This window comes from Delftia sp. DS1230 (assembly GCF_040112715.1).
Classification (GTDB): Bacteria; Pseudomonadota; Gammaproteobacteria; order Burkholderiales; family Burkholderiaceae_C; genus Comamonas; species Comamonas tsuruhatensis.
Genome location: NZ_CP157763.1, coordinates 3,796,019 through 3,816,320, shown reverse-complemented (window position 1 = coordinate 3,816,320; position 20,302 = coordinate 3,796,019). Strand labels below are relative to the sequence as shown.

Here is a 20,302-nt window from a genome sequence, read left to right as displayed (position 1 = left end):
GCCTCAGGGGAACTGAGAGGTGCCAGGCTGCCGCTGAAGCGCTTCATTGCGCTGGCCCAGCCAGCCCAGCAACTGGCCCTTGTCCATCGGCCGGGCAATGTGATAGCCCTGTCCCTCCTGGCAGCCCATGGCGCGCAGGGCCTGCCAGGCGCTGGCGTCCTCTATGCCTTCGGCCAGGACCTGCAGGCCGAGCTTGCGGCCCAGCTGGGCGATCATTTCGGCGATGCGCGCCTCCTGTGATTCGCCAAGCTGGCGCACGAAGCTGCGGTCGATCTTGATGCGGTCCAGCGGCAGGCGCTCCAGGTAGCTCAGGGAGGAGTAGCCGGTGCCGAAGTCGTCGATGGCAATGGTCACGCCCAGCGTGCGCAGGGCGCTGAGCGTGGCCTGCAGCAGCTGGGTGGGCAGGACCGCGACGGATTCGGTGATCTCCAGCTCCAGCTGCGCGCCCTGCAGGCCGTGCTCTGCCAGGGCGTTGCTTACGGTCTGCAGAAAGCCCGGGTCCTGCAGCTGCACGGTGGAGACATTGACGGCCATGCGCCGGGGCGCGCGGCCGGCGTCCAGCAGTTCGCGCATGGTGCGGCAGGCCGTGGCCAGCACCCATTGGCCCAGCGGCACGATGAGGCCCGAATGCTCGGCCACGGGAATGAAGCGGTCGGGCGGCACGAAGCTGCCGTCCTGCCGTGGCCAGCGCAGCAGGGCCTCCAGGCCGACCAGGGCATGGGTTTCCAGGTCCACCTGGGGCTGGTAGACCAGGAAGAGCTGGGCGCCGTCGATGGCCGCGCGCAGGTCGGACAGCAGCAGGGCGCGGTCGCGTGCCTCCATGCCCATGTGCTCGGAGTACTCCAGCAGCTGGCCCCGGTGGTCGCGCTTGGCGCGCTTGAGGGCGATGGTGGCGTCCTTGACCAGGTCGGTGCCGGCCTGGCGTTCACGGGGCAGGTGCACGTAGCCGCAGGTCAGCGAGACCTTGTGCGGCACGCCGTCCACGGCCAGGGGCTGGCGCGCGCAGTCCAGCAACTGGCCCAGTGCCACTTCCCTTGTGGGGCCCAGGATACCGAAGGTGTCCGAGCCCACGCGCGCCAGCAGCACGCCGGCGGGCAGGGCGCCGGCCAGGCGGCGGGCCATGGCTTCGAGCAGGCGGTCGCCGAAGCGGTGGCCCATCACGTCGTTGGTGGCGCTGAAGTCGTCGATGTCCACCAGGGCCAGCACATGGTCCTGCGTGCCGCGCCACACGCATTCGTCCACTTTTTCCACGAAGTGGGCGCGGTTGGGCAGGCAGACCAGGGGGTCGAAGTAGGCGGACTGGTGCAGGCGCTCCAGCAGGCCCCGGTTGTGCAGCAGCGTGCGCAGGTTGGCGCAGAAGACTTCGAGCAGCTGGCGGTCCAGTGCGCTGTGCGAGGCCGGCGCGTCGATGAACACGGCCATGTCCTGCTCGTCGCCCCGGCCTATGTACAGGGCCACGCCGCGCTGCACGCCATAGATGTTGCGGCGGGTCTGCAGCGCCTGGCGCAGCAGGCGCAGGCCGCTCGATGCCAGCACGGTGGCGATGGGCTGGTCGATGAGCCGGGCGAACGGCCCCGTGGCCGCGAGCACGCGGTAGGGCTCGGCCGGGTGCGTGCCCTCCGAGCAGACCAGGCCTTCGCTGGCCACGCCCAGCAAGGTGGCCAGCTGGGTGATCACGCCGCGTGCGAAGGCGTGCAGGTTGGTTTCCTCCAGCAGCGAGGCGCTGGAGCGCACCATCAGCTCCAGGCTACGGCGGTTGGCCTCGATGGCGCACAGCTGCTCGTAGGAGCGCACGGCGGTCACCACGATGGCCAGCAGGCGGTCGGGCGTGAGTTCGGTCTTGGTGCGGCAGTCGTTGATGTCGTAGCGCAGCAGGGTTTCCAGATCGGGCGCCTGGCCCGGGCGGCCGGTGCGCAGCACGATGCGGCTGTTGCGCAGGCCGGCCGTGTAGCGGATGAAGTCCACCAGGTCCAGGCCGGCGCCCGTGCCGTCGGTCACGGCGTCGAGCACCACCACGGCCAGGTCCTGCTCGCTGCGCAGCAGGTTGCGTGCCTGCGTGCCGGAGCGGGCGTAGAGGAACACCAGCGGCCGGCCGAACAGGCTGTGGCCTTCCAGCGCCAGGCGGAAGGCGGCGTGTACATCGGGGTCGCTGTCCACGATCAGCACCCGCCATTCAGGCCCGGGCACGGGCGATGGCGGGGGCGGCTGCAGAGCCGGCTGCAGGAGGGCGGAAGCAGGGGCGGGCGCCCTGGGCGCCCGTGCGCGCATCACGAAACTCATGCCTCAGCCCTGTCTGTGTCCGCGCCGCTCAGGCCGTGGCATGGTCTGCCGCGCGCACGACCTGGTTGCGCCCGCTGCGCTTGGCGGCGTACAGCGCCTCGTCGGCCAGGCTGTAGGCCTCGTCGAAGCGGCCGCCGCTCGGGCGCCAGCTCACGCCGAAGCTGGCCGTGATGCAGCTGGCGTCGGGCAGGCCGAAGGGATGGGCCTCGATGGCTGCGCGCACCTGCTCGGCCACGCGCACGGCGCCGTCGCTGTCGTGCTGGGGCAGCAGCACGGTGAATTCCTCGCCGCCCACGCGGCCGATGTGGGCCGTGTCCGGCACGGCGGCCTTGAGGCAGCGCACCACGCCCAGGATCACGCTGTCGCCCACGGGGTGGCCGAAGCTGTCGTTCACGCGCTTGAAGTGATCTATGTCCAGCACGATCAGGGCCAGGCCCTGCTGGGTGAAGTGGCGGTTCACGCGCTCGATGATGGCCGCGCGGTTGAGCACGCCGGTCAGCGGGTCGTGCGTGGCGCGGTACTCCAGCTCGCCGGCCAGCTCCTGCAGGCGCTGGTTGAGCTGGGTCATCTCCAGCTCGGCGCGGTCGCTGCGGCGCACCAGCCGGCGCGTTTCGCGCAGCAGGCGGTCATAGGCGGCCAGCAGCGCGCCCAGGGCCTGGTGGCAGGCCCGGGCGCCGGCCTCCTCGCCCAGCTCGTGGGCCGCGCGGGCCGCCAGCAGGGCCCGGTGCTCGGCATCGAAAAGATCTGCAGGAGCGGCGCAGGCGGCGGGTGCTGCCACGGTGTCCATCACGCGGCCTTCACGGGATGGCCGGTGAAGGCAATGGCGGCAAAGTCGTCGCGCAGCTCCTCGCCGAATTCGCAGATGGTGTCGTCTTCCTCGTCGTAGTACCAGTGCAGGGCCACGGTGCGGCCGGCCTCGGCGGCCTCGCTCAGCGCCTCGATGAGGTTGAACAGCATCTTGGTGCTGGAGCTGTTGAAATAGGCCAGCGCGATGTGCACCTGGATCGGTGCCTGCTGCTGCGCGGGCTGCGCCAGGGCCAGGTAGTCCTGCAGGCGGGTGAGGATGCCGCCATAGAAGGCGGCGGCGTTCTCCGGATAGGACTCGCCACGCAGGTGCAGCGTGTGCGTGTCGAACCGGAAGTCCACTTCCGGGGAGCTGGGGGTCGGAGCGATGTAGAGGTTGTCCATGCGTGATCTCGGTGCGTTGTCCGTGCCTGCGCGCCCGGCCTGTCCAGGTCCGGTGCCGGAGCGTTCCTGGCTGGCCGGTGCGGCTCAGAGCGTGGCTTTCAGGTAGAAGACGGGACGACCGTCCACGGTCTGGGCGGGATCGAAGTCGAACTGCAGCGGCTCGCGCGCATCGCGGGCCAGGGTCAGGAAACCCATGCCCGCGCCCTTGCTGCCTTCGGGCGCGTCGTCGCGCAGCGACTGGCGGCAGGCCTTCTTGATCTCGTCCAGGGTCATGCTGCGCAGGGCGTCGAGCTTGGCGCGCAGCGCCTCGCCCATGCCGGGCTCGATGGGGTTGGCGCACAGCAGCACGAAGCTGCCGTCGTCCTCGCGGCGGATGCAGACCGCGCCGTGGCGCAGCTCGCCATCGTCCTGGTGGGGCGGGGTCAGTGCATCGGCCGAGTAATGGATGATGTTCTGCGCCATCTCCACGAAGGACGAGAACAGCTTGCGCCGCGTGGGGCCGGGCACGCCGGCCACTTCCAGCTGCAGCCGCACGGCCTCGGCCATGGCCGCGACGATGTTCTGCGAGAAGTAGCCCACGTAGTAGAAGATCACCTGGTGCTGGCGCGCCAGGTGGAAGAAGCTGCCGTACTTGTCGGCGATCTGTGCTTGGGGCATGGGAGGCATTCAGGTTCTGAAGCAGAAGAAGGTCAGGTCGTCACGGCGGTGGTGCTCGCCTTGCCAGGCCTGCAGGGCGTCCAGCAGGGCGCGGTTGATCTCGGCGGGCGTGCGGCCGGCCTGCTCCAGCAGCAGCTCGCGCAGGCGCTTCTTGCCGAAGGTGATGCCGCGCGGGCCGCCGACCTGGTCGATCAGGCCGTCGGTGGTGGTGAAGACCAGGGTGCCTGCGGGCAGCTCCAGGTCGATGTTGTTCCAGGCGAAGTCGAATTCGCTGTCCACATAGCCCACGCCCTTGCGCTGGCCGTCCACCACCTCCACCGCCTCGGCGCCGGGGCGCAGCAGGAACAGCGACAGGCGCGCGCCTGCAAAGCGCAGGCGCCGGTGCGCGGGCTCGAACCAGAAGCAGGCCGCGTCCAGCCCGTCGTCCGAGCCCGGCGTGCCGTCCTTGCCGTCGAGCTGGCCCAGCATCTGCTTGACGCTGCGGTTCACATGGCCCAGCAGCGCGGCCGGGTCGCGCGGGCCGTGTTCCTTGATGGCCTGGCCCAGGCTGCTGGTGGCGATCAGCGTCATGAAGGCGCCGGGCACGCCGTGGCCCGTGCAATCTGCCACGGTGGCAAACCAGCCGTCGCCGTCCTGGCTGAACTGGTAGAAGTCGCCGCCGACCACGTCGCGCGGCTCCCAGACCAGGTCGGCGCCGGGGCAGGCGCGAGCCAGGGCCTCGCGCGAGCTGCGCAGCAGCGACTGCTGGATCACGCTGGCATATTCGATGCTGTGCATGATCTGGCGGTTGCGCGCCACCTGCATGTCCGCCACCGCACGCATCAGCTGCAGGCCGTGGCCCACGCCCGCGAACAGGCCGCCGCGCGTGATGATGAAGCCGTCGGTCAGCGCCTTTTCACCGTACTCCACGGTCTTCACGGTCAGGGTGTCGATGTCGGTGGAGGCATCGACCACCAGCGGCTCCTTGTCCATGAAGGCGATGCAGCTCTTCTTGCCGTACAGCTCCATGCGAAACGGTTTGCTGAACTGCGACAGGAAGATGCTGCGGTTGATCAGGCCGATGGGGCGGTCGCCCTCCACCACGGGCAGGCTGGCCAGATCGCGGTGGCGCGTGAAGACCTCGAGCACCTTCTCGTTGGTCTCGTCGGCGGTCATGCAGGGGACGGGGGTGCACAGGTCCGCGGCGCTGGGTGGGCGGAAACGGGGCCGGGAATCGCTCAGGTAGGCGCGGGACTCATCCATGGAATGCACATCGCAAAATTGTTAGGGAATGTTACGATTTCCCTGTTTCAGTTTTGTGACGCGGATGGGCCTGAGGGGCAGGCACCTCTTTGGAGGACTGTGAGCCGACAGCCTTCGTCCTGGCGCGGCATGGCCGTTCGCGGCCTGGGGCTGCCGTCCATGCAGGCCATCGGGGTGGACAGGCAGCCTCGCTTCAGCTCAGGCCTTCGGCGCGCCGCCTGACCGCGTCCTCGTGCAGCGACTCGCTGAGCTGGTCGACCACGATGGCCCAAGAGGCATCGGCCTTGAGCTGCTCGGCCAGGAACTGGCGCTGCGCATCGCTCCAGTAGGGCGCATCCACCACATCCACATCGGCGGCCAGCTGGTGCGCGCGGATGAAATCGGCAATGGCCTGGTCGCTGGCATCCAGGCCCAGTTGCAGGAAGAGATTGGACATGCGGACGACGGAGTTGTTCATGGAGGCGTGTTCGGTGCGTGTGGGATCAAAAGGAGCCGGCGGGCCGGCTGCAGGAAGGGGCCAGGGCGCTATCTTCCCCGATTTGCAGGGCGCCGCAGGCCAGTTGCGGCAGCATGGCAGCGCGGGTAGGTGCAGGCTGACAGCCTGCCGCGCTCCGGGCCAGCGCGCGTCCGTCGACTGCCCCACTAGCATGGGGACATGAGCACTGCTTTCCCCGATCCCGCATGCCCGCCGACCTGATCGTGGCCCGCCCCGAAGGCCTGTACTGCGCGGCCGGCGATTTCTACATCGACCCCTGGCGGCCCGTGGACCGGGCCGTGATCACGCATGGCCACTCCGACCATGCGCGCGCCGGCCACGCCCATTACCTAGCCCATGACGACAGCGCAGGCGTGTTGCGCGCACGGCTGGGCGCGGACATCACGCTGCAGACCCTGCCGTATGGCGAAGCCATCGATCACCACGGCGTGCGCATCTCCCTGCACCCGGCCGGCCATGTGCTCGGATCGGCCCAGGTGCGGCTGGAGCATGGCGGCCAGGTCTGGGTGGCCTCGGGCGACTACAAGACCGAGGCCGACGGCACCTGCACCCCCTTCGAGCCCGTGCGCTGCGACACCTTCATCACCGAATCCACCTTCGGCCTGCCCATCTACCGCTGGCCCCGCCAGCCGGAGCTCATGGCCGACATCAACGCCTGGTGGCAGGCCAACGCGGCCCAGGGCCGGCCCTCGGTGCTGCTGTGCTATGCCTTCGGCAAGGCCCAGCGCATCCTGCACGGGGTGGACAGCGGCATCGGCCCCATCGTCGTGCACGGCGCGGTGGAGCCGCTCAACGCCGTGTACCGCGCGGCAGGCGTGGACCTGCCGCCCACGCTGCGCGTGACCGACCCCGGCGTGGATGCACGACTGCTCAAGACGGCCCTGGTGCTGGCGCCGCCTTCGGCGCAGGGCACGCCGTGGATGCGCCGGTTTCCCGGCCATGCCGATGCCTTTGCCAGCGGCTGGATGCAGCTGCGCGGCACGCGCCGCCGCCGTGGCGTGGACCGGGGCTTCGTCATGTCCGACCATGCCGACTGGCCCGGCCTGCAGTACGCCATTGGCGCCACGGGCGCCGAGCGGGTCTTCGTCACCCACGGCAGCGTGGCCGTGCTGGTGCGCTGGCTGCGCGAGCAGGGCCTGGACGCCCAGGCCTTCCAGACCGAATACGGCGATGAGGACGAGGCTGCCGCCGCCCAGACTGCACCGGATGAGGCGCCCGCGCCATGAAGGACTTCGCCGCCCTCTACCGCGCGCTGGACGCCAGCACCGCCAGCCGCGACAAGCAGGCCGCGCTGCAGGCCTATCTGCGCGCCGCCGCGCCTGCCGATGCGGCCTGGGCCGTCTATTTCCTGGCCGGCGGCAAGCCGCGCCAGCTGGTGCCTACCAAGGTCTTGAAGGAGCTGGCGCGCGAGGCGGCCGGCCTGCCCGAATGGCTGTTCGACGAAAGCTACGAGGCCGTGGGCGACCTGGCCGAGACCATTGCGCTGCTGCTGCCGCCGCCCGGTGACGCGCACGACCTGGGCCTGGCCGCCTGGGTCACGGACCACCTGCTGCCGCTGCGCGGCATGGCGCCCGAGGCGCTGGCGGACACGCTGCGCATGCAATGGGCGCGGCTGGCGGCCGATGAGCGGCTGGTCTACTTCAAGCTGATCACGGGGGCCTTCCGGGTCGGCGTGTCGCGGCTGCAGGTCACGCAGGCGCTGGCGGCCGTCAGCGGCGTGGATGCCAAGCGCATCGCCCAGCGGCTCATGGGCTACACCCACATCGGCGCGCGGCCCGGGGCGGCCGACTACCTGCGGCTGGTGGCAGGCGAGGAGGAGGGCGATGACGCGCATTCGGGCGAAGCCCGTGGCCACCCCTATCCCTTCTTCCTGGCCCATCCGCTGCAGTTGCCGCTGGAGCAGTTCGACGCCGTGCTCGGCCCGCCGTCCCAATGGGTGGTGGAGTGGAAATGGGACGGCATACGCGCCCAGATCGTGCGGCGCGGCAGCGGTGACGCGCTGGGCACCTGGATCTGGTCGCGCGGCGAGGAACTGGTGAGCGAGCGCTTCCCCGAGCTGCAGGCCATGGGCGATGCCTTGCCTGCGGGCACCGTGATCGACGGCGAGATCGTCGTCTGGGCCGCCCAGCAGGGCGAGGCGCCCGCCCATGTGCGCCCCTTTGCCGACCTGCAAAAGCGCATAGGCCGCAAGACCCTGGGCCCCAAGCTGCTGCGCGAGCTGCCCGTGGTGCTGCTGGCCTATGACCTGCTGGAGGAGGGCGGCCAGGACCTGCGCGCCTTGCCCCAGCATGAACGGCGCGCGCGGCTGGAACGGCTGGTGGCCCTGGTGGCGCACCCGGCGCTGCTGCCCAGCCCCGTGCTGGCAGGCGACAGCTGGCAGGCCCTGGCCGAACTTCGCGAACAGGCCCGTTCCCTGGGCGTGGAGGGCATGATGCTCAAGGCCCGCGACGCCGCCTACGGCGTGGGCCGCACCAAGGACAGCGGCGTGTGGTGGAAGTGGAAGATCGATCCGCTGAGCGTGGACGCCGTGCTCATCTACGCACAGCGCGGCCATGGCCGTCGCGCCAGCCTCTACAGCGACTACACCTTTGCCGTCTGGAACGCGCCGCCCGGCACCGAGGGCCGGGCCCTCGTGCCCTTCGCCAAGGCCTATTCGGGCCTGACCGATGCAGAAATGGCGCGCGTGGACGCCATCATCCGCAAGACCACGGTGGAGAGCTTCGGCCCCGTGCGCAGCGTGCGGCCCACCCTGGTGTTCGAGCTGGGCTTCGAGGGCATTGCGCGCAGCGCGCGCCACAAGAGCGGCATCGCCGTGCGCTTTCCGCGCATGCTGCGCTGGCGCGAGGACAAGCCTGTGCAGGAGGCCGACTCCATCGATACGCTGGCGGCCCTGCTGCCGCACTCCGACCCGTGACCCACCCTTGACGCACCGCGCCATGGCCACCCGTTCCCCCCATCCCCTCGCCACCGCCTGGCTTGCCGCACGGGGCTGGAAGCCCTTTGCCTTCCAGCGCGCCGTGTGGAAGGCGCTGGACCAGGGCCACAGCGGCCTGCTGCACGCCACCACGGGCGCGGGCAAGACCTATGCGGTCTGGCTGGGCGCGCTGCAGGCCTTTGCGGGCCCGCCGCAAACCCCGATGCCGGCGCACACCGGAAAACGAAAACCGGCCTCCGCACCGCTCACCGTGCTGTGGATCACGCCCATGCGCGCCCTGGCGGCCGACACGCTCAAGGCCCTGCAGACGCCCTTGCAGGCGCTGGCCCAGGGCCATCCCGCGCTGGCGCGCTGGACCGTGGGCGCACGCACGGGCGATACGGGAAGCGCCGAGCGCAGCGCGCAGTCGCGCCAGCTGCCCACCGTGCTGGTCACTACGCCCGAGAGCCTGTCCCTGCTGCTGGCGCGCGCCGATGCGCGCGAGCTGCTGGGCTCCGTGCGCCTGGTGGTGGCCGATGAATGGCACGAGCTGCTGGGCAACAAGCGCGGCGTGCAACTGCAGCTGGCCCTGGCGCGGCTGCGCGGCTGGAGCCCGCAGCTGTGCGTTTGGGGCATGTCGGCCACGCTGGGCAATCTGGACGAGGCCATGCAGACCCTGCTGGGCCTGGACGACCATGGCCAGCCGCGGCCCGGCGTATTGGTCCAGGGCCAGGTGGACAAGCGCCTGGTGGTGGACACCCTGCTGCCCGACCGGCCCGAGCGCTTTTCCTGGGCCGGCCACCTGGGCCTGGCCATGCTGCCGGCCGTGGTGCGCGAGCTGGAGGCCACGGCCGGCTCCACCCTGGTCTTTGTGAATGTGCGCTCGCAGGCCGAGCTTTGGTACAAGGCGCTGCTGGAAGCCCGGCCCGACTGGGCCGGCCTGCTGGCCATACACCATGGCTCTCTGGACCGGGGTGTGCGCGAATGGGTGGAGGCCGGGCTCAAGGCCGGCACGCTCAAGGCCGTGGTCTGCACCAGCAGCCTGGACCTGGGCGTGGACTTCCTGCCCGTGGAGCGCGTGCTGCAGATCGGCTCGGCCAAGGGCATCGCGCGGCTGCTGCAGCGCGCGGGCCGCTCGGGCCATGCGCCGGGCCGGCCCTCGCGCATCACCCTGGTGCCCACGCACAGCCTGGAGCTGGTGGAGGCCGCCGCCGCCCGCGCCGCCGTGCGCGCGCAGCAGGTGGAAATGCGCGCCAGCCCCCGCCAGCCCGCCGACGTGCTGGTGCAGCACCTGGCCACCGTGGCCCTGGGCGGCGGTTTCGTGCCCGATGAGCTGTATGCCGAAGTGCGCCGCACCGTCGCCTACGCCGGGCTGGCGCCTGCGGTCTGGCAGTGGTGCCTGGACTTCGTGCACCGCGGCGGCCCCTCGCTGGCCGCCTATCCCGACTACCAGCGCGTGCGGCCCGACGCGGAGGGCATCTGGCGCATGCCCGACGCGCGGCTGGCGCGCAGGCACCGCGCCAACATCGGCACCATCGTCAGCGATGCCAGCATGAGCGTGCAGATCCTGCACGGCGCGCGGCTGGGCAGCATGGAAGAGAGCTTCCTGTCGCGCCTGTCGCCCGCCGATGCCTTTGTCTTCGCGGGCCAGGTGCTGGAGCTGGTGCGCATCGAGGACATGACCGCCTACGTGCGCCGCGCCGCCAGAACGCGGCCCACCGTGCCGCGCTGGGCCGGCGCGCGCATGCCGCTGTCCACCGTGCTGGCCGACTTCGTGGTGCAGCAATTGGCGCTGGCGGCAGCGGGCGACTACCACTCGCCCGAGCTGCGCTGCGTGCGCCCCCTGCTGGAAGTGCAGCAGCGCTGGTCGGCCCTGCCCACGCCCGCTACGCTGCTGGCCGAAACCCTGCGCACGCGCGAGGGCTGGCACCTGTTTCTCTATCCGTTTGCAGGCCGCCATGCCCATATGGGCCTGGCCAGCCTGCTGGCCTGGCGCGCCGCCCAGGGCGAGACGGGCACCTTCTCCATCGCCGTCAACGACTACGGGCTGGAGCTGCTGAGCGCCACCGAGCGTGACTGGGCCGCCATGCTGCCCGAGCTGCTGCGCGCCGAGCCTGCCCAGGCCGTGGCAGTGCCCGGGCGCGTGTCCGCCAGCCAGGCGGTCGCCACGCGCAACACCGCCAATGCGGACCGCCACTGGGACCAGGCCGCCGACGATGCCCACCTGGCGGGCGAGGAGGCCCATCAAGCCCGCCATGCCCTGCTGCACGAAGTGCTGGCCAGCCTCAACGCCACCGAGATGGCAAGGCGGCGCTTCCGCGAGATCGCCCGCGTCTCGGGCCTGATCTTCCAGAGCCACCCGGGCGAGCGCCGCAGTGCGCGCCAGCTGCAGGCCTCGTCACAGCTGTTCTTCGAGGTGTTTCGCAAGTACGACGACAGCAACCTGCTGCTGCGCCAGGCCGACGAGGAAGTGCTGAGCCAGGAACTCGATGTCGCCCAGCTGCTGGCCGCGTTGCGCCGCATGCAGGCGCAGACGCTGGTGGTGAGCGCGCTGCGCCGTCCCAGCCCGTTTGCCTTCCCGCTCATGGTGGAGCGCTTTCGCGAAAAGCTCACCAACGAGCACCTGGCCGACCGCATCGCGCGCATGCTGGCCCAGCTGCACGAGGCGGCAGACGCCGGCGGTGCAGCCAGCGAGCCGCGCACGCAGGACCTGGTCCCGCCCGATCCGCCGCTGCGTCCACGGAAAAAACCCAAGGCAGACCAGCCCCCCGCCGTGGACGAGGACACGGCCGCCGTGCGCCGCACGCTGGATTTCTCGCTGCAGGCCACCGACGGCCCCGAGGCCGATGCCGCCAGCCGCCGCCCGCGCCGCGTACGCAAGCCCTCGCGGCCCTTGCCGCTGCTGTAGAACCATTGCACCGCTGATGAAAGGCCACGCACCGTTGCCAAGTCCTGTTTCCCCCGACGCCCTGGCCGGCAGCCTGGGCATGTTCCTGGCCGGCGAGTCCGTGCACCTGCTGGCCCAGCATGCGCTGTGGTGGCCCGCCCAGGGCACGCTGTTCATCGCCGACCTGCACCTGGGCAAGGCCGCCACCTTCCGCGCGCGCGGCATCCCCGTGCCGGCGGGCACCACGCAGGGCAACCTGGAGCGGCTATCGGCCCTTCTTCTGGGCCTGCCCGTGCGGCGGCTCGTGGTGCTGGGCGACTTCCTGCACGCGGCCGAGGCACGCAATCCTGCCGTACTGGCTGCACTGGCCCGCTGGCGCAGCCGCCATGCGGCCGTGGAACTGGTGCTGGTGCGCGGCAACCATGACAGCCACGCAGGCGATCCGCCGCCCGCGCTGGGCTTTGCCATCGTGGACGAGCCCTGGCACCTGGGGCCGTTCGCCGCCTGCCATCACCCCCCGCCGCCAACGCAGGACCTGCAGGCGCAGCAGGCCCGGCCCTGGCATGTGCTGGCCGGCCATGTCCATCCCGCCATCGTGCTGCGCGGCACCGGCCGCGACGCCCTGCGCCTGCCGTGCTTTGCCGTGCACGCGGGCTTTACCCTGCTGCCCGCCTTCGGCCTGTTCACCGGCATGGCCAGCCTGCCGCCCGAGCCAGGCCGCCAGCTCTTTGCCGTGGGCGCGGACCGGGTCTGGGCCGTGCCTGGGTGAGCCCAGGGATGTAATCGGGCGTAATTCTCCGCAAGGCCGTTGTTCCCTACAGTGACTCCCGCAGCAAGCGTGGCGGGACAGCAGGCAGTGCCCGGGGATGCCGCAGCGCTTTTCGTTCCACCAGGAGGAATGCATGGGCGTTCAACTCAATTTCTTCAACCAATCGAACGACGCGAACCACCCGCAGATCGTCATCTTCCAGAAGAACGTCGCCAGCGACCTCGATGCGCCTGCCGTGGCGTGGCGCGTCATCAAGTACTGCGGACAGGGCGACAACCATCCGTTCACCTTTCCGCTGGGCCTGCAGGTCGGCGCCAGCGACAGCCATGGCAACTGCACGCCGCAGCTGGAGGCGCAGTACGGCCAGCAGTTCCAGATGGCACCGTCCACCGCCGGCGATCGCCTGGCGCCCGCAGGCTACGGCGCCAGCTCCAAGGAAGTGCAGGTGCTCAACGCGCTGCCCCAAGGCGCCATCAACGCCAGCTGCTACAAGGACGGCAGGCTGCTGGCCGTCAAGACCGCGATTGCCCCCCGGCAAAAGGCCGTCTTCGAATTCAAGCCCAGCATCTGGATCGGCGTGGCCTCGCACATCCAGCAGGGCCAGATCATGAACTCGGCCATCGTCTCCCAGATGAACACCGAAATCTCCCTGCTGGGCATCTCCCGTGCCGACATCGTGATGCGCGGCGGCGGCTCGGGGGCGAATTCCCGCCCCTTCTCGTTCTCGCTGGAGAACGTCGTGATGTGCTGATGCAGGGTCGCGGCAAGGGGAGGGGAGGAGCAGGGGCAGTGAGGGGGCGGAGAGGGGACGCAAGGGCCTGTGCATGACGGTCTGATGACGGCTGTCACATCCCTGTCATGGACGCAGCCAAGAATCCCGCACTTGCCCGGCCCGGGCAGGCCACTTCCGCAGGTGCTTCCTCCTCCCCATGACCGATGCAGCCTCCCCCCTGGCACAGGCCCACGAAGACGCAGGCCTGATCTGCGGCTGGCGCTTCTTCAGTGACACACGCCAGTGCGTGCAGGCCGTGACGGCGCCATCCGCCGCGCAGTGGCTGGCCGATGCCGCAGCCCGGTCCGATGCGGGCCGGCGCGATTTCCTGTGGCTGCACTTCAACCTGACCCACACCCAGTCCCTGCGCTGGCTGCAGCGCCATGCGGGCCTGCCCGACGTGTTCTATGCCGCCCTGCGCGAGGGCCTGACCTCCACGCGCATCGAGCGCGCCGACGACAGCCTGGTCGCCGTGCTCAACGATGTGAACTTCGAGTTCAACTTCGATTCGGCCGACATCGCCACGCTGTGGATCTGCCTGGACGAGCGCCTGGTCATCACCGCGCGCACCCAGCCGCTGCGCTCTGTCGATGCCCTGCGCGACGCCGTGCGCCGCGGCGACAGCCCCGCCAGCACGGCCGAGCTGCTGGAGCACCTGATGCGCACCCAGGCCGATGTGCTGGTCAAGGTGGTGCGCGAGACCACGGCGCGCGTGGACGATATCGAGGACGTCATCCTGGCCCAGCGCTACCACCATCCGCGCGCCCACCTGGGCCGGCTGCGCCGCCTGCTGGTGCGCCTTCAGCGCCTGCTGGCGCCCGAGCCCGCCGCGCTGTTCCGCCTGCTGCAGCAGCCCCCCGGCTGGATGGGCGAGGAAGACCGGCGCGGCCTGGCCGCAGCGAGCGAGGAGTTCTCGCTCATGCTGCGCGACATGCAGACCCTGCAGGACCGCATCAAGCTGCTGCAGGAAGAGGTGGCCGCCGCCGTGAACGAGGACAACAGCAACAGCCTCTTCGTGCTGACCGTGGTCACCGTGCTGGCCCTGCCCATCAACATCCTGGCCGGCCTGTTCGGCATGAACGTGGGCGGCATACCGCTGGCCGAGCACGAGCACGGCTTCTGGATCGTGGTGTCCATCGTCGTCGCCTTCACCGTCATCGCCGCCTGGCTGGCGTTTCGCAAGAAGCGGTACAGGGATTAGGGGACGTGTCAGGGAATCTTGCAGAAGAACTCGCAAAATATCTCGCACTAAACGGATTTCATCTATATAAATCAGCTGCTTATATAGGTGATCAATGTCGCAAAAATTCCTGCTCTACGACCATCCTGCCCAGATGGAGCCGCTGCTGCCGGGGGAACACAAGCTGGGCCCTTTGCTGGAGCTCTCCCATGACCTGATCAGGTTGGGTGAGCGGCTGGCCGGCCGCTACCGACCAGACACATTGCCAGGCCTGCGCCGGCTGCTTCGGGCCATGAACTCGTATTACTCGAACAGGATCGAGGGGCAGCACACCTTTCCGCTGGATATCGAGCGCGCCCTGCACAACGACTATGCGCAGGACGAAGATCAGGCCCGCCGTCAGCGATTGGCGCTGGCGCACATGGCCACTGAAGAGCAACTGGAGTACAGGTCCACGCAATGGACGAATGCGCAGGTCTGGACCCCCCAGATGCTGGCCGATATCCACCAGGATCTCTTCGCCCGTCTGCCCCAGGCCGATCTGGAGGCCGGCGCCCTTGGCGACGATGCCATCGAGCCGGGTCGATGGCGCACGCGGGAGGTTAGCGTGGGCAGGCATGCGGCGCCTGCAGCGGGGCAGTTGCCATTTTTTCTGGACCGCTGGTCCAGCTTCTACTCCGGCGTGCGCCGTGGCGAGTTGCAGTTGGTGGCCATGGCCGCTGCGCACCAGCGCCTGGCCTGGATCCATCCGTTCCGGGACGGCAACGGGCGCGTGGCCCGGCTGCATTCACATCTCGTACTAACCCACATGGGCCTGAGCAATGGTCTGTGGTCCCCCCTGAGGGGGTTCGCACGGTCGCAGGAGCGCTATTACGCCTTGCTTGCCGCCGCAGACGAGCCGCGCCGTGGTGACCTTGATGGCCGTGGCAATCTGACCGAACTGGGGTTGATCGACTGGATCGCATACGTGCTGGAACTGTGCATGGACCAAGTGAGCTTCATGGAGGGACTTCTGTCGCTGGACGGCATGAAGGAACGCATGGCGGCATGCCTTGCCTATGAGGAACGGGTGGTGCGCCAAGGCGTGCGCAGCGAGGCATTGCGCGCATTGCACTATCTTTTTGCGGCCCAGGCGGAGATGGATCGGGCCGACTTCAAGGCTATGCTGGGGTTGGGTGACCGGCTGGCCACCGCCCAGGTATCGGCACTGCTCAAGCGCGGCCTGCTGGAGACGGATTCACCGTATGGAAGAGTGCGCCTGGGCGTGCCGCTGCACGCCCTGCGTTTTTACTTCCCCCGCCTCTGGCCGGAAGCGGAGGCTGACTCGCTGTAGACGGCTCCTCTCAGGCCGCCACAGCCCTCGCCCCGAACACCATCGCCCGCAACTTGCCCAGCAGCGGCCACACCAGCATCAGCAGGGCCAGCGTGGTGATGGTGCCGGACAGGCCGTTGTGCCAGAAGATGCCCAGCGCGCCCTGGCTGGAGAGCATGCTCTGGCGGAAGGCGTCTTCCATTCGGTCGCCCAGCACGATGGCCAGCACCATGGGCGCCAGCGGATAGTCCAGCTTCTTGAACACGTAGCCGACCACGCCGAAGACCAGCATGAGCCAGATGTCCGTGGCATTGCCGTGCACGGTGAAGGCGCCGATGGCGCAGACCATGAGGATCATGGGCGCGACGATGGAAAACGGCACGCGCAGGATGGCCGCGAACAGCGGCACGGTGGCCATGACGATGACCAGCCCGGCGATGTTGCCCAGGTACATGCTGGCGATCAGGCCCCAGACGAAGTCCTTTTGCTCGGTGAACAGCAGCGGGCCGGGCTGCAGGCCCCAGATCATCAGCCCGCCCAGCAGCACGGCCGCCGTGGCCGAACCCGGAATGCCCAGGGCCAGCATGGGCAGCAGGGCCGAGGTGCCGGCCGCGTGGGCGGCGGTCTCGGGGGCGAGCACGCCTTCGGGGTTGCCCTTGCCGAAGCTGTCGGGGTCGCGCGAGAACTTCTTGGCCAGCCCGTAGCCCATGAAGCTGGCCGCCACGGCGCCGCCGGGCGTCACTCCCATCCAGCAGCCCACCAGGGCCGAGCGCAGCATGGTCAGCCAGTAGCGCGGCAGCTGGGCCCAGGTCCTGAACACCACCTTGAGGTCGATGGAGGCCTTCTTGCCCTTGAAGGCCAGGCCTTCCTCGATGGTCATCAGGATCTCGCTGATGCCGAACAGGCCGATCACCACCACCAGGAAATCAAAGCCGCGCAGCAGCTCGGTGGAGCCGAAGGTCATGCGCAGGTCGCCCGAGATGGTGTCCATGCCCACGGCCGCCAGCAGCAGGCCCACGGCCATGGCGGCCACGATCTTGGCCTTGGGCTCCTTGCCCATGCCGATGAAGGAGCAGAACGTCAGGAAGAAGACCGCAAAGAACTCCGGCGGCCCGAACTGCAGCGCGAACGAGGCCACGACCGGCGCCAGGAAGGTGATCAGCATCACGCCCGAGATGGCGCCGATGAACGAGCCCGTGAAGGCCGTGGTCAACGCCGCTCCCGCGTGGCCCTGCTGGGCCATGGGATAGCCGTCGAAGGTGGTGGCCACCGACCAGGCCTCGCCCGGGATGTTGAACAGCACCGAGGTGATGGCGCCGCCGAACAGCGCCCCCCAGTAGATGCACGACAGCAGGATGATGGCCGAGGTCGGCGACATGCCGAAGGTCAGCGGCAGCAGGATGGCCACGCCGTTGGGGCCACCCAGGCCCGGCAGCACGCCGACCACGATGCCCAGCAGGATGCCCGTGAGCATCAGCCCCGTGTTCTGCCAGGTGGTGACGGCCGCGAAGCCGTGCGCAAGGTATTGGAGTTCGTCCATGGTGTTGCTCCGTGGCGGCGACAGGGGTCAATAGCCGAGCCAGGCTTCAAGCGGACCCTTGGGCAGGGGCACCTTGAACTGGATCTCGAAGACGTAGAACAGCAGCACGCTGGTGAAGCCCGACAGCGCCACGGCCTTCCACCAGGGATAGCGGCCCGCAAACACCATGAAGCCCGTGATGAACAGCACCGAGGCCGCGTAGATGCCCAGCGGCGCGATCACGGCGATGTAGGCCGTCAGCGGCAGCAGCACCTGGGCCACGCGCTTGAGCTGCAGCCAGCTGGCGAACTGCTCCTGGCTGCGGCTGCGCAGCGCCTGCACGAAGACGGCGATGGCGCAGATGCCCAGCACGGCGCCCACGCGCAGCGGGAAGTAGCCGGCCTGCGGGCCGGTGTCGCTCCAGCCCGCGCCAATGCGCTGGTTGTCCCAGACCACCAGCACGGCCAGCGCCAGCAGCACGGCGGCCACGCCGTACTCCACATGGCGGCGGGACAGGCCGGGGGCCTGGGCTTCGGTGGCGGGGATGGATTCGGTGGCCGCACTGGAGGGCTGGGCCGGGGTTGCTGCTGCCGCTGCTGCTGCTGCTGAATTGGAGGAGGGCGGGGCAAGGTGGATGGCGGTGTCCATGGCGCGGCTCCTCACTTGGCGGCGGCGGCCACGCTGGCCGACAGGAAACCGGCCTTCTTCATGATGTCGAGGTGGCGCGTCTCGTCCTTGGCCAGGAAGTCCACGAAGGCCTGCCCCGTCATGTACTCGGGCTTGAGCGCGTTTTTCTCCAGGTACTCCTTCCACTCGGGCGTGGCCACCACCTTGTGCATCACGCCCGCATAGAACTGCGCCTGCTCGGGCGTGGTGCCGGGCGGCAGGAAGAAGCCGCGCAGCATGGTGTATTGCACGTCCAGGCCCTGCTCCCTGCAGGTGGGGATGTCCGACAGCGCCTGGCTGCCCGTGACCTTGGCCGTGTACTCGATGCGCTGCGTGTCGAACACGCACAGCGCCCGCACCTGGCCCGCGCGCCACTGCGCCATGGACTCGCTGGGGTTGTTGACGTTGGAGTCGATGTGCTTGCCCACCAGCTGGGTGCTGGCCTCGCCGCCGCCCTTGTAGGGGATGTAGGTGAACTTCACGCCGGCGGCCTGTTCCATGTTGGCCGTGATGATCTGGTCCTCGCGCTTGGAACTGGTGCCGCCCATCTTGAACTTGCCGCCGGCCTGCCGCGCTGCGGCCAGGTAGTCGGCAGGTGTCTGGTAGCCGGTCTCGGCATTGACCCAGAGCACGAACTGGTCCTGGGCAATCATGGCCACGGGATTCAGGTCGCGCCACTGGAAGGGCAGGGCCGTGGCCATGGGCAGGGTGAAGATGGCCGTGGATGCCACCAGCAGCTTGTGCGGGTCGCGCGCCGAGGCCTTGACATCCAGAATGCCCTCGGCGCCGGAGGCGCCCGCCTTGTTGAGGATGACCACGGGCTGCTCGATCAGCTTGTGTTTGGTGACGATGGCCTGGATCACGCGCGCCATCTGGTCCGAGGCGCCACCGGCCGAGAACGGCACGACGAGTTCGACGGACTTGGCGGGCTTCCACTGCGCCCAGGCGGCAGGGGCTGAGAGGGCGGTGACGGCGGTGACGGCGAGGGTGGCGAGGGTGGCGACGGCAGTTGCCGCCAGGCGGTTGCGGGGCGATGTCATGTCTCTTGTCTCCTGTTATTTCCTGGTATTGGTGCAATCCACGATCAAGGGGGCGAGCCATGTGCTCCGGCTCTGCCAAGGGCTTTCGGCGCGCGGCCGATGGGTTCAGGCGGCCTTGCGCAGCGCCCCGGCTGCGGCGTGGGCAGCGAAGTAGTCCATGGACGCCTGCACGCCGCTGCCGGCCAGCCGGATGCCGGACAGCTTCAGGCCCATCTCCACGCCCGCCACCATGGCCAGCAGCGTGAGGTCGTTGCTGTCGCCCAGGTGGCCCATGCGGAACATGCGGCCCTTGAGCTTGCCCAGGCCCGCGCCCAGCGACAGGTCGAAGCGCGTGTGGATCAGGCGGCGCAGGGCGTCGGCATCCACGCCTTCGGGCGTGATCACGCCGGTGAGCACGGGGGAGTAGACCTGCGGATCGGCGCACTGGATGGGCAGGCCCCAGGCCTGGACGGCGGCGCGCACGCCGGCCGCCCAGCGCTGGTGGCGCGCAAAGACCGTATCCAGCCCTTCGGCCAGCAGCATGTCCAGTGATTCGGACAGGGCGTACAGCAGGTTGGTGTTGGGCGTGTAGGGCCAGTAGCCGGTCTGGTTCATCTCCACGATCTCGTCCCAGGCCCAGAACGACTTGGGCAGCTTGGCGCTTTTGGCGGCCTCCAGCGCACGTGGCGACAGCGCGTTGAAGCTGATGCCGGGCGGCAGCATCAGGCCCTTTTGCGAGCCGCTGATGGTCACGTCCACGCCCCATTCATCGTGGCGGTAGTCGGCGCTGGCCAGGCCCGAGATGGTGTCCACCAGCAGCAGGGCCGGGTGGCCCGCCGCGTCGATGGCGCGGCGCACGGCGGCGATGTCCGAGGTCACGCCCGTGGAGGTCTCGTTGTGTACCACGCACACGGCGCGGATCCGGCGCTCCGTGTCCTTGCGAAGCCGTGCCTCGATCAGCCCGGCCTGCACGCCATGGCGCCAGCCCGGCGCCTGGGGCAGGTGCTCATCGGAGCCGCCATAGGACAGGAACTCGGTGGACAGGCCCAGGCGCGTGGCCATCTTCTGCCACAGCGAGGCGAAGTGGCCGGTCTCGAACATCAGCACATGGTCGCCAGGGCTGAGCGTGTTGATCAGGGCCGCCTCCCAGGCGCCCGTGCCGGAGGCCGGATAGATCACCACCGGATGCCGGGTCTTGAAGACCTGCTGGATGCCGGCCAGCACCTTGAGGCCGAGCTGGCCGAACTCCGGCCCCCGGTGGTCGATGGTGGGCAGGCTCATGGCCCGCAGGATGCGGTCGGGAACCGGGCTGGGGCCGGGGATCTGGAGGAAGTGGCGGCCCGTGGGATGGTTGTCGAGCGTGAGCATGGTGCGTCCTTTTCAAGGAAATGCCAGGTCGGT

General features: G+C 69.4%; 17 protein-coding genes. 7 read left to right on the top strand and 10 right to left on the bottom strand.

Annotated elements, in window-relative coordinates; translation table 11 throughout:
- Positions 1–3 precede the first annotated feature (3 nt).
- The 6 genes from AAN986_RS17140 to AAN986_RS17115 all read right to left on the bottom strand — a co-directional run bounded on the left by AAN986_RS17140 (position 4) and on the right by AAN986_RS17115 (position 5,824).
- Positions 4–2,280 (bottom strand): EAL domain-containing protein, encoded by a 2,277-nt coding sequence (locus AAN986_RS17140; RefSeq protein WP_047217253.1) that lies wholly within the window; start codon positions 2,278–2,280, stop codon positions 4–6.
- Positions 2,281–2,308: 28 nt separating this feature from the next.
- Complete coding sequence (locus AAN986_RS17135; protein WP_016448192.1) at positions 2,309–3,067, bottom strand: GGDEF domain-containing protein; 759 nt, start codon at positions 3,065–3,067, stop codon at positions 2,309–2,311.
- Positions 3,067–3,468 (bottom strand): DUF1987 domain-containing protein, encoded by a 402-nt coding sequence (locus AAN986_RS17130; protein ID WP_016448191.1) that lies wholly within the window; start codon positions 3,466–3,468, stop codon positions 3,067–3,069. Before AAN986_RS17130 ends, AAN986_RS17135 begins: the two co-directional genes overlap by 1 nt.
- 84 nt (positions 3,469–3,552) lie before the next feature.
- Positions 3,553–4,125: a SiaB family protein kinase gene (locus tag AAN986_RS17125; RefSeq protein WP_016448190.1), complete on the bottom strand. Its 573-nt coding sequence runs from the start codon at positions 4,123–4,125 to the stop codon at positions 3,553–3,555.
- A gap of 9 nt (positions 4,126–4,134) precedes the next feature.
- Entirely contained in the window at positions 4,135–5,367 is a 1,233-nt protein-coding gene (locus AAN986_RS17120) for a SpoIIE family protein phosphatase (RefSeq protein WP_016448189.1), read from the bottom strand.
- 193 nt (positions 5,368–5,560) lie between these two features.
- On the bottom strand, positions 5,561–5,824 hold the full coding sequence (locus AAN986_RS17115) for a DUF2789 domain-containing protein (protein WP_034364437.1): 264 nt from the start codon (positions 5,822–5,824) through the stop codon (positions 5,561–5,563).
- A gap of 224 nt (positions 5,825–6,048) precedes the next feature.
- Here AAN986_RS17115 and AAN986_RS17110 point away from each other — a divergent pair, with 224 nt between their 5' ends.
- From AAN986_RS17110 to AAN986_RS17080, 7 genes are all read left to right on the top strand, one after another.
- The gene (locus AAN986_RS17110) at positions 6,049–7,089 is read left to right on the top strand and encodes a ligase-associated DNA damage response exonuclease (protein WP_047217254.1); all 1,041 of its coding nucleotides are present in this window, start codon (positions 6,049–6,051) and stop codon (positions 7,087–7,089) included.
- On the top strand, positions 7,086–8,777 hold the full coding sequence (locus AAN986_RS17105) for an ATP-dependent DNA ligase (RefSeq protein ID WP_047217255.1): 1,692 nt from the start codon (positions 7,086–7,088) through the stop codon (positions 8,775–8,777). The genes AAN986_RS17110 and AAN986_RS17105 overlap by 4 nt, the downstream gene beginning before the upstream one ends.
- A gap of 22 nt (positions 8,778–8,799) precedes the next feature.
- Positions 8,800–11,685 carry a ligase-associated DNA damage response DEXH box helicase gene (locus tag AAN986_RS17100; protein ID WP_047217334.1) on the top strand — a complete coding sequence of 962 codons (2,886 nt, stop codon included), beginning with the start codon at positions 8,800–8,802 and terminating at the stop codon, positions 11,683–11,685.
- Positions 11,686–11,719: 34 nt separating this feature from the next.
- Entirely contained in the window at positions 11,720–12,433 is a 714-nt protein-coding gene (pdeM, locus tag AAN986_RS17095; RefSeq protein WP_047217335.1) for a ligase-associated DNA damage response endonuclease PdeM, read from the top strand.
- Positions 12,434–12,566: 133 nt separating this feature from the next.
- Entirely contained in the window at positions 12,567–13,184 is a 618-nt protein-coding gene (locus tag AAN986_RS17090; protein ID WP_016448183.1) for a hypothetical protein, read from the top strand.
- A gap of 178 nt (positions 13,185–13,362) precedes the next feature.
- On the top strand, positions 13,363–14,406 hold the full coding sequence (locus AAN986_RS17085) for a transporter (RefSeq protein WP_047217256.1): 1,044 nt from the start codon (positions 13,363–13,365) through the stop codon (positions 14,404–14,406).
- A gap of 94 nt (positions 14,407–14,500) precedes the next feature.
- On the top strand, positions 14,501–15,718 hold the full coding sequence (locus AAN986_RS17080) for a Fic family protein (protein WP_016453711.1): 1,218 nt from the start codon (positions 14,501–14,503) through the stop codon (positions 15,716–15,718).
- A 10-nt stretch (positions 15,719–15,728) separates the two neighbouring features.
- On the opposite strand, the gene AAN986_RS17075 is transcribed toward AAN986_RS17080, so the two are convergent.
- From AAN986_RS17075 to AAN986_RS17060, 4 genes are all read right to left on the bottom strand, one after another.
- A complete protein-coding gene (locus AAN986_RS17075; RefSeq protein ID WP_047217257.1) occupies positions 15,729–17,237 on the bottom strand; it encodes a tripartite tricarboxylate transporter permease in 1,509 nt (502 codons plus the stop codon).
- A 27-nt stretch (positions 17,238–17,264) separates the two neighbouring features.
- Positions 17,265–17,864 (bottom strand): tripartite tricarboxylate transporter TctB family protein, encoded by a 600-nt coding sequence (locus tag AAN986_RS17070; RefSeq protein WP_082138041.1) that lies wholly within the window; start codon positions 17,862–17,864, stop codon positions 17,265–17,267.
- 11 nt (positions 17,865–17,875) lie between these two features.
- Entirely contained in the window at positions 17,876–18,922 is a 1,047-nt protein-coding gene (locus tag AAN986_RS17065; protein ID WP_047217258.1) for a tripartite tricarboxylate transporter substrate binding protein, read from the bottom strand.
- A gap of 105 nt (positions 18,923–19,027) precedes the next feature.
- Positions 19,028–20,269: an aminotransferase class V-fold PLP-dependent enzyme gene (locus AAN986_RS17060; protein WP_012204896.1), complete on the bottom strand. Its 1,242-nt coding sequence runs from the start codon at positions 20,267–20,269 to the stop codon at positions 19,028–19,030.
- Positions 20,270–20,302: the final 33 nt, after the last annotated feature.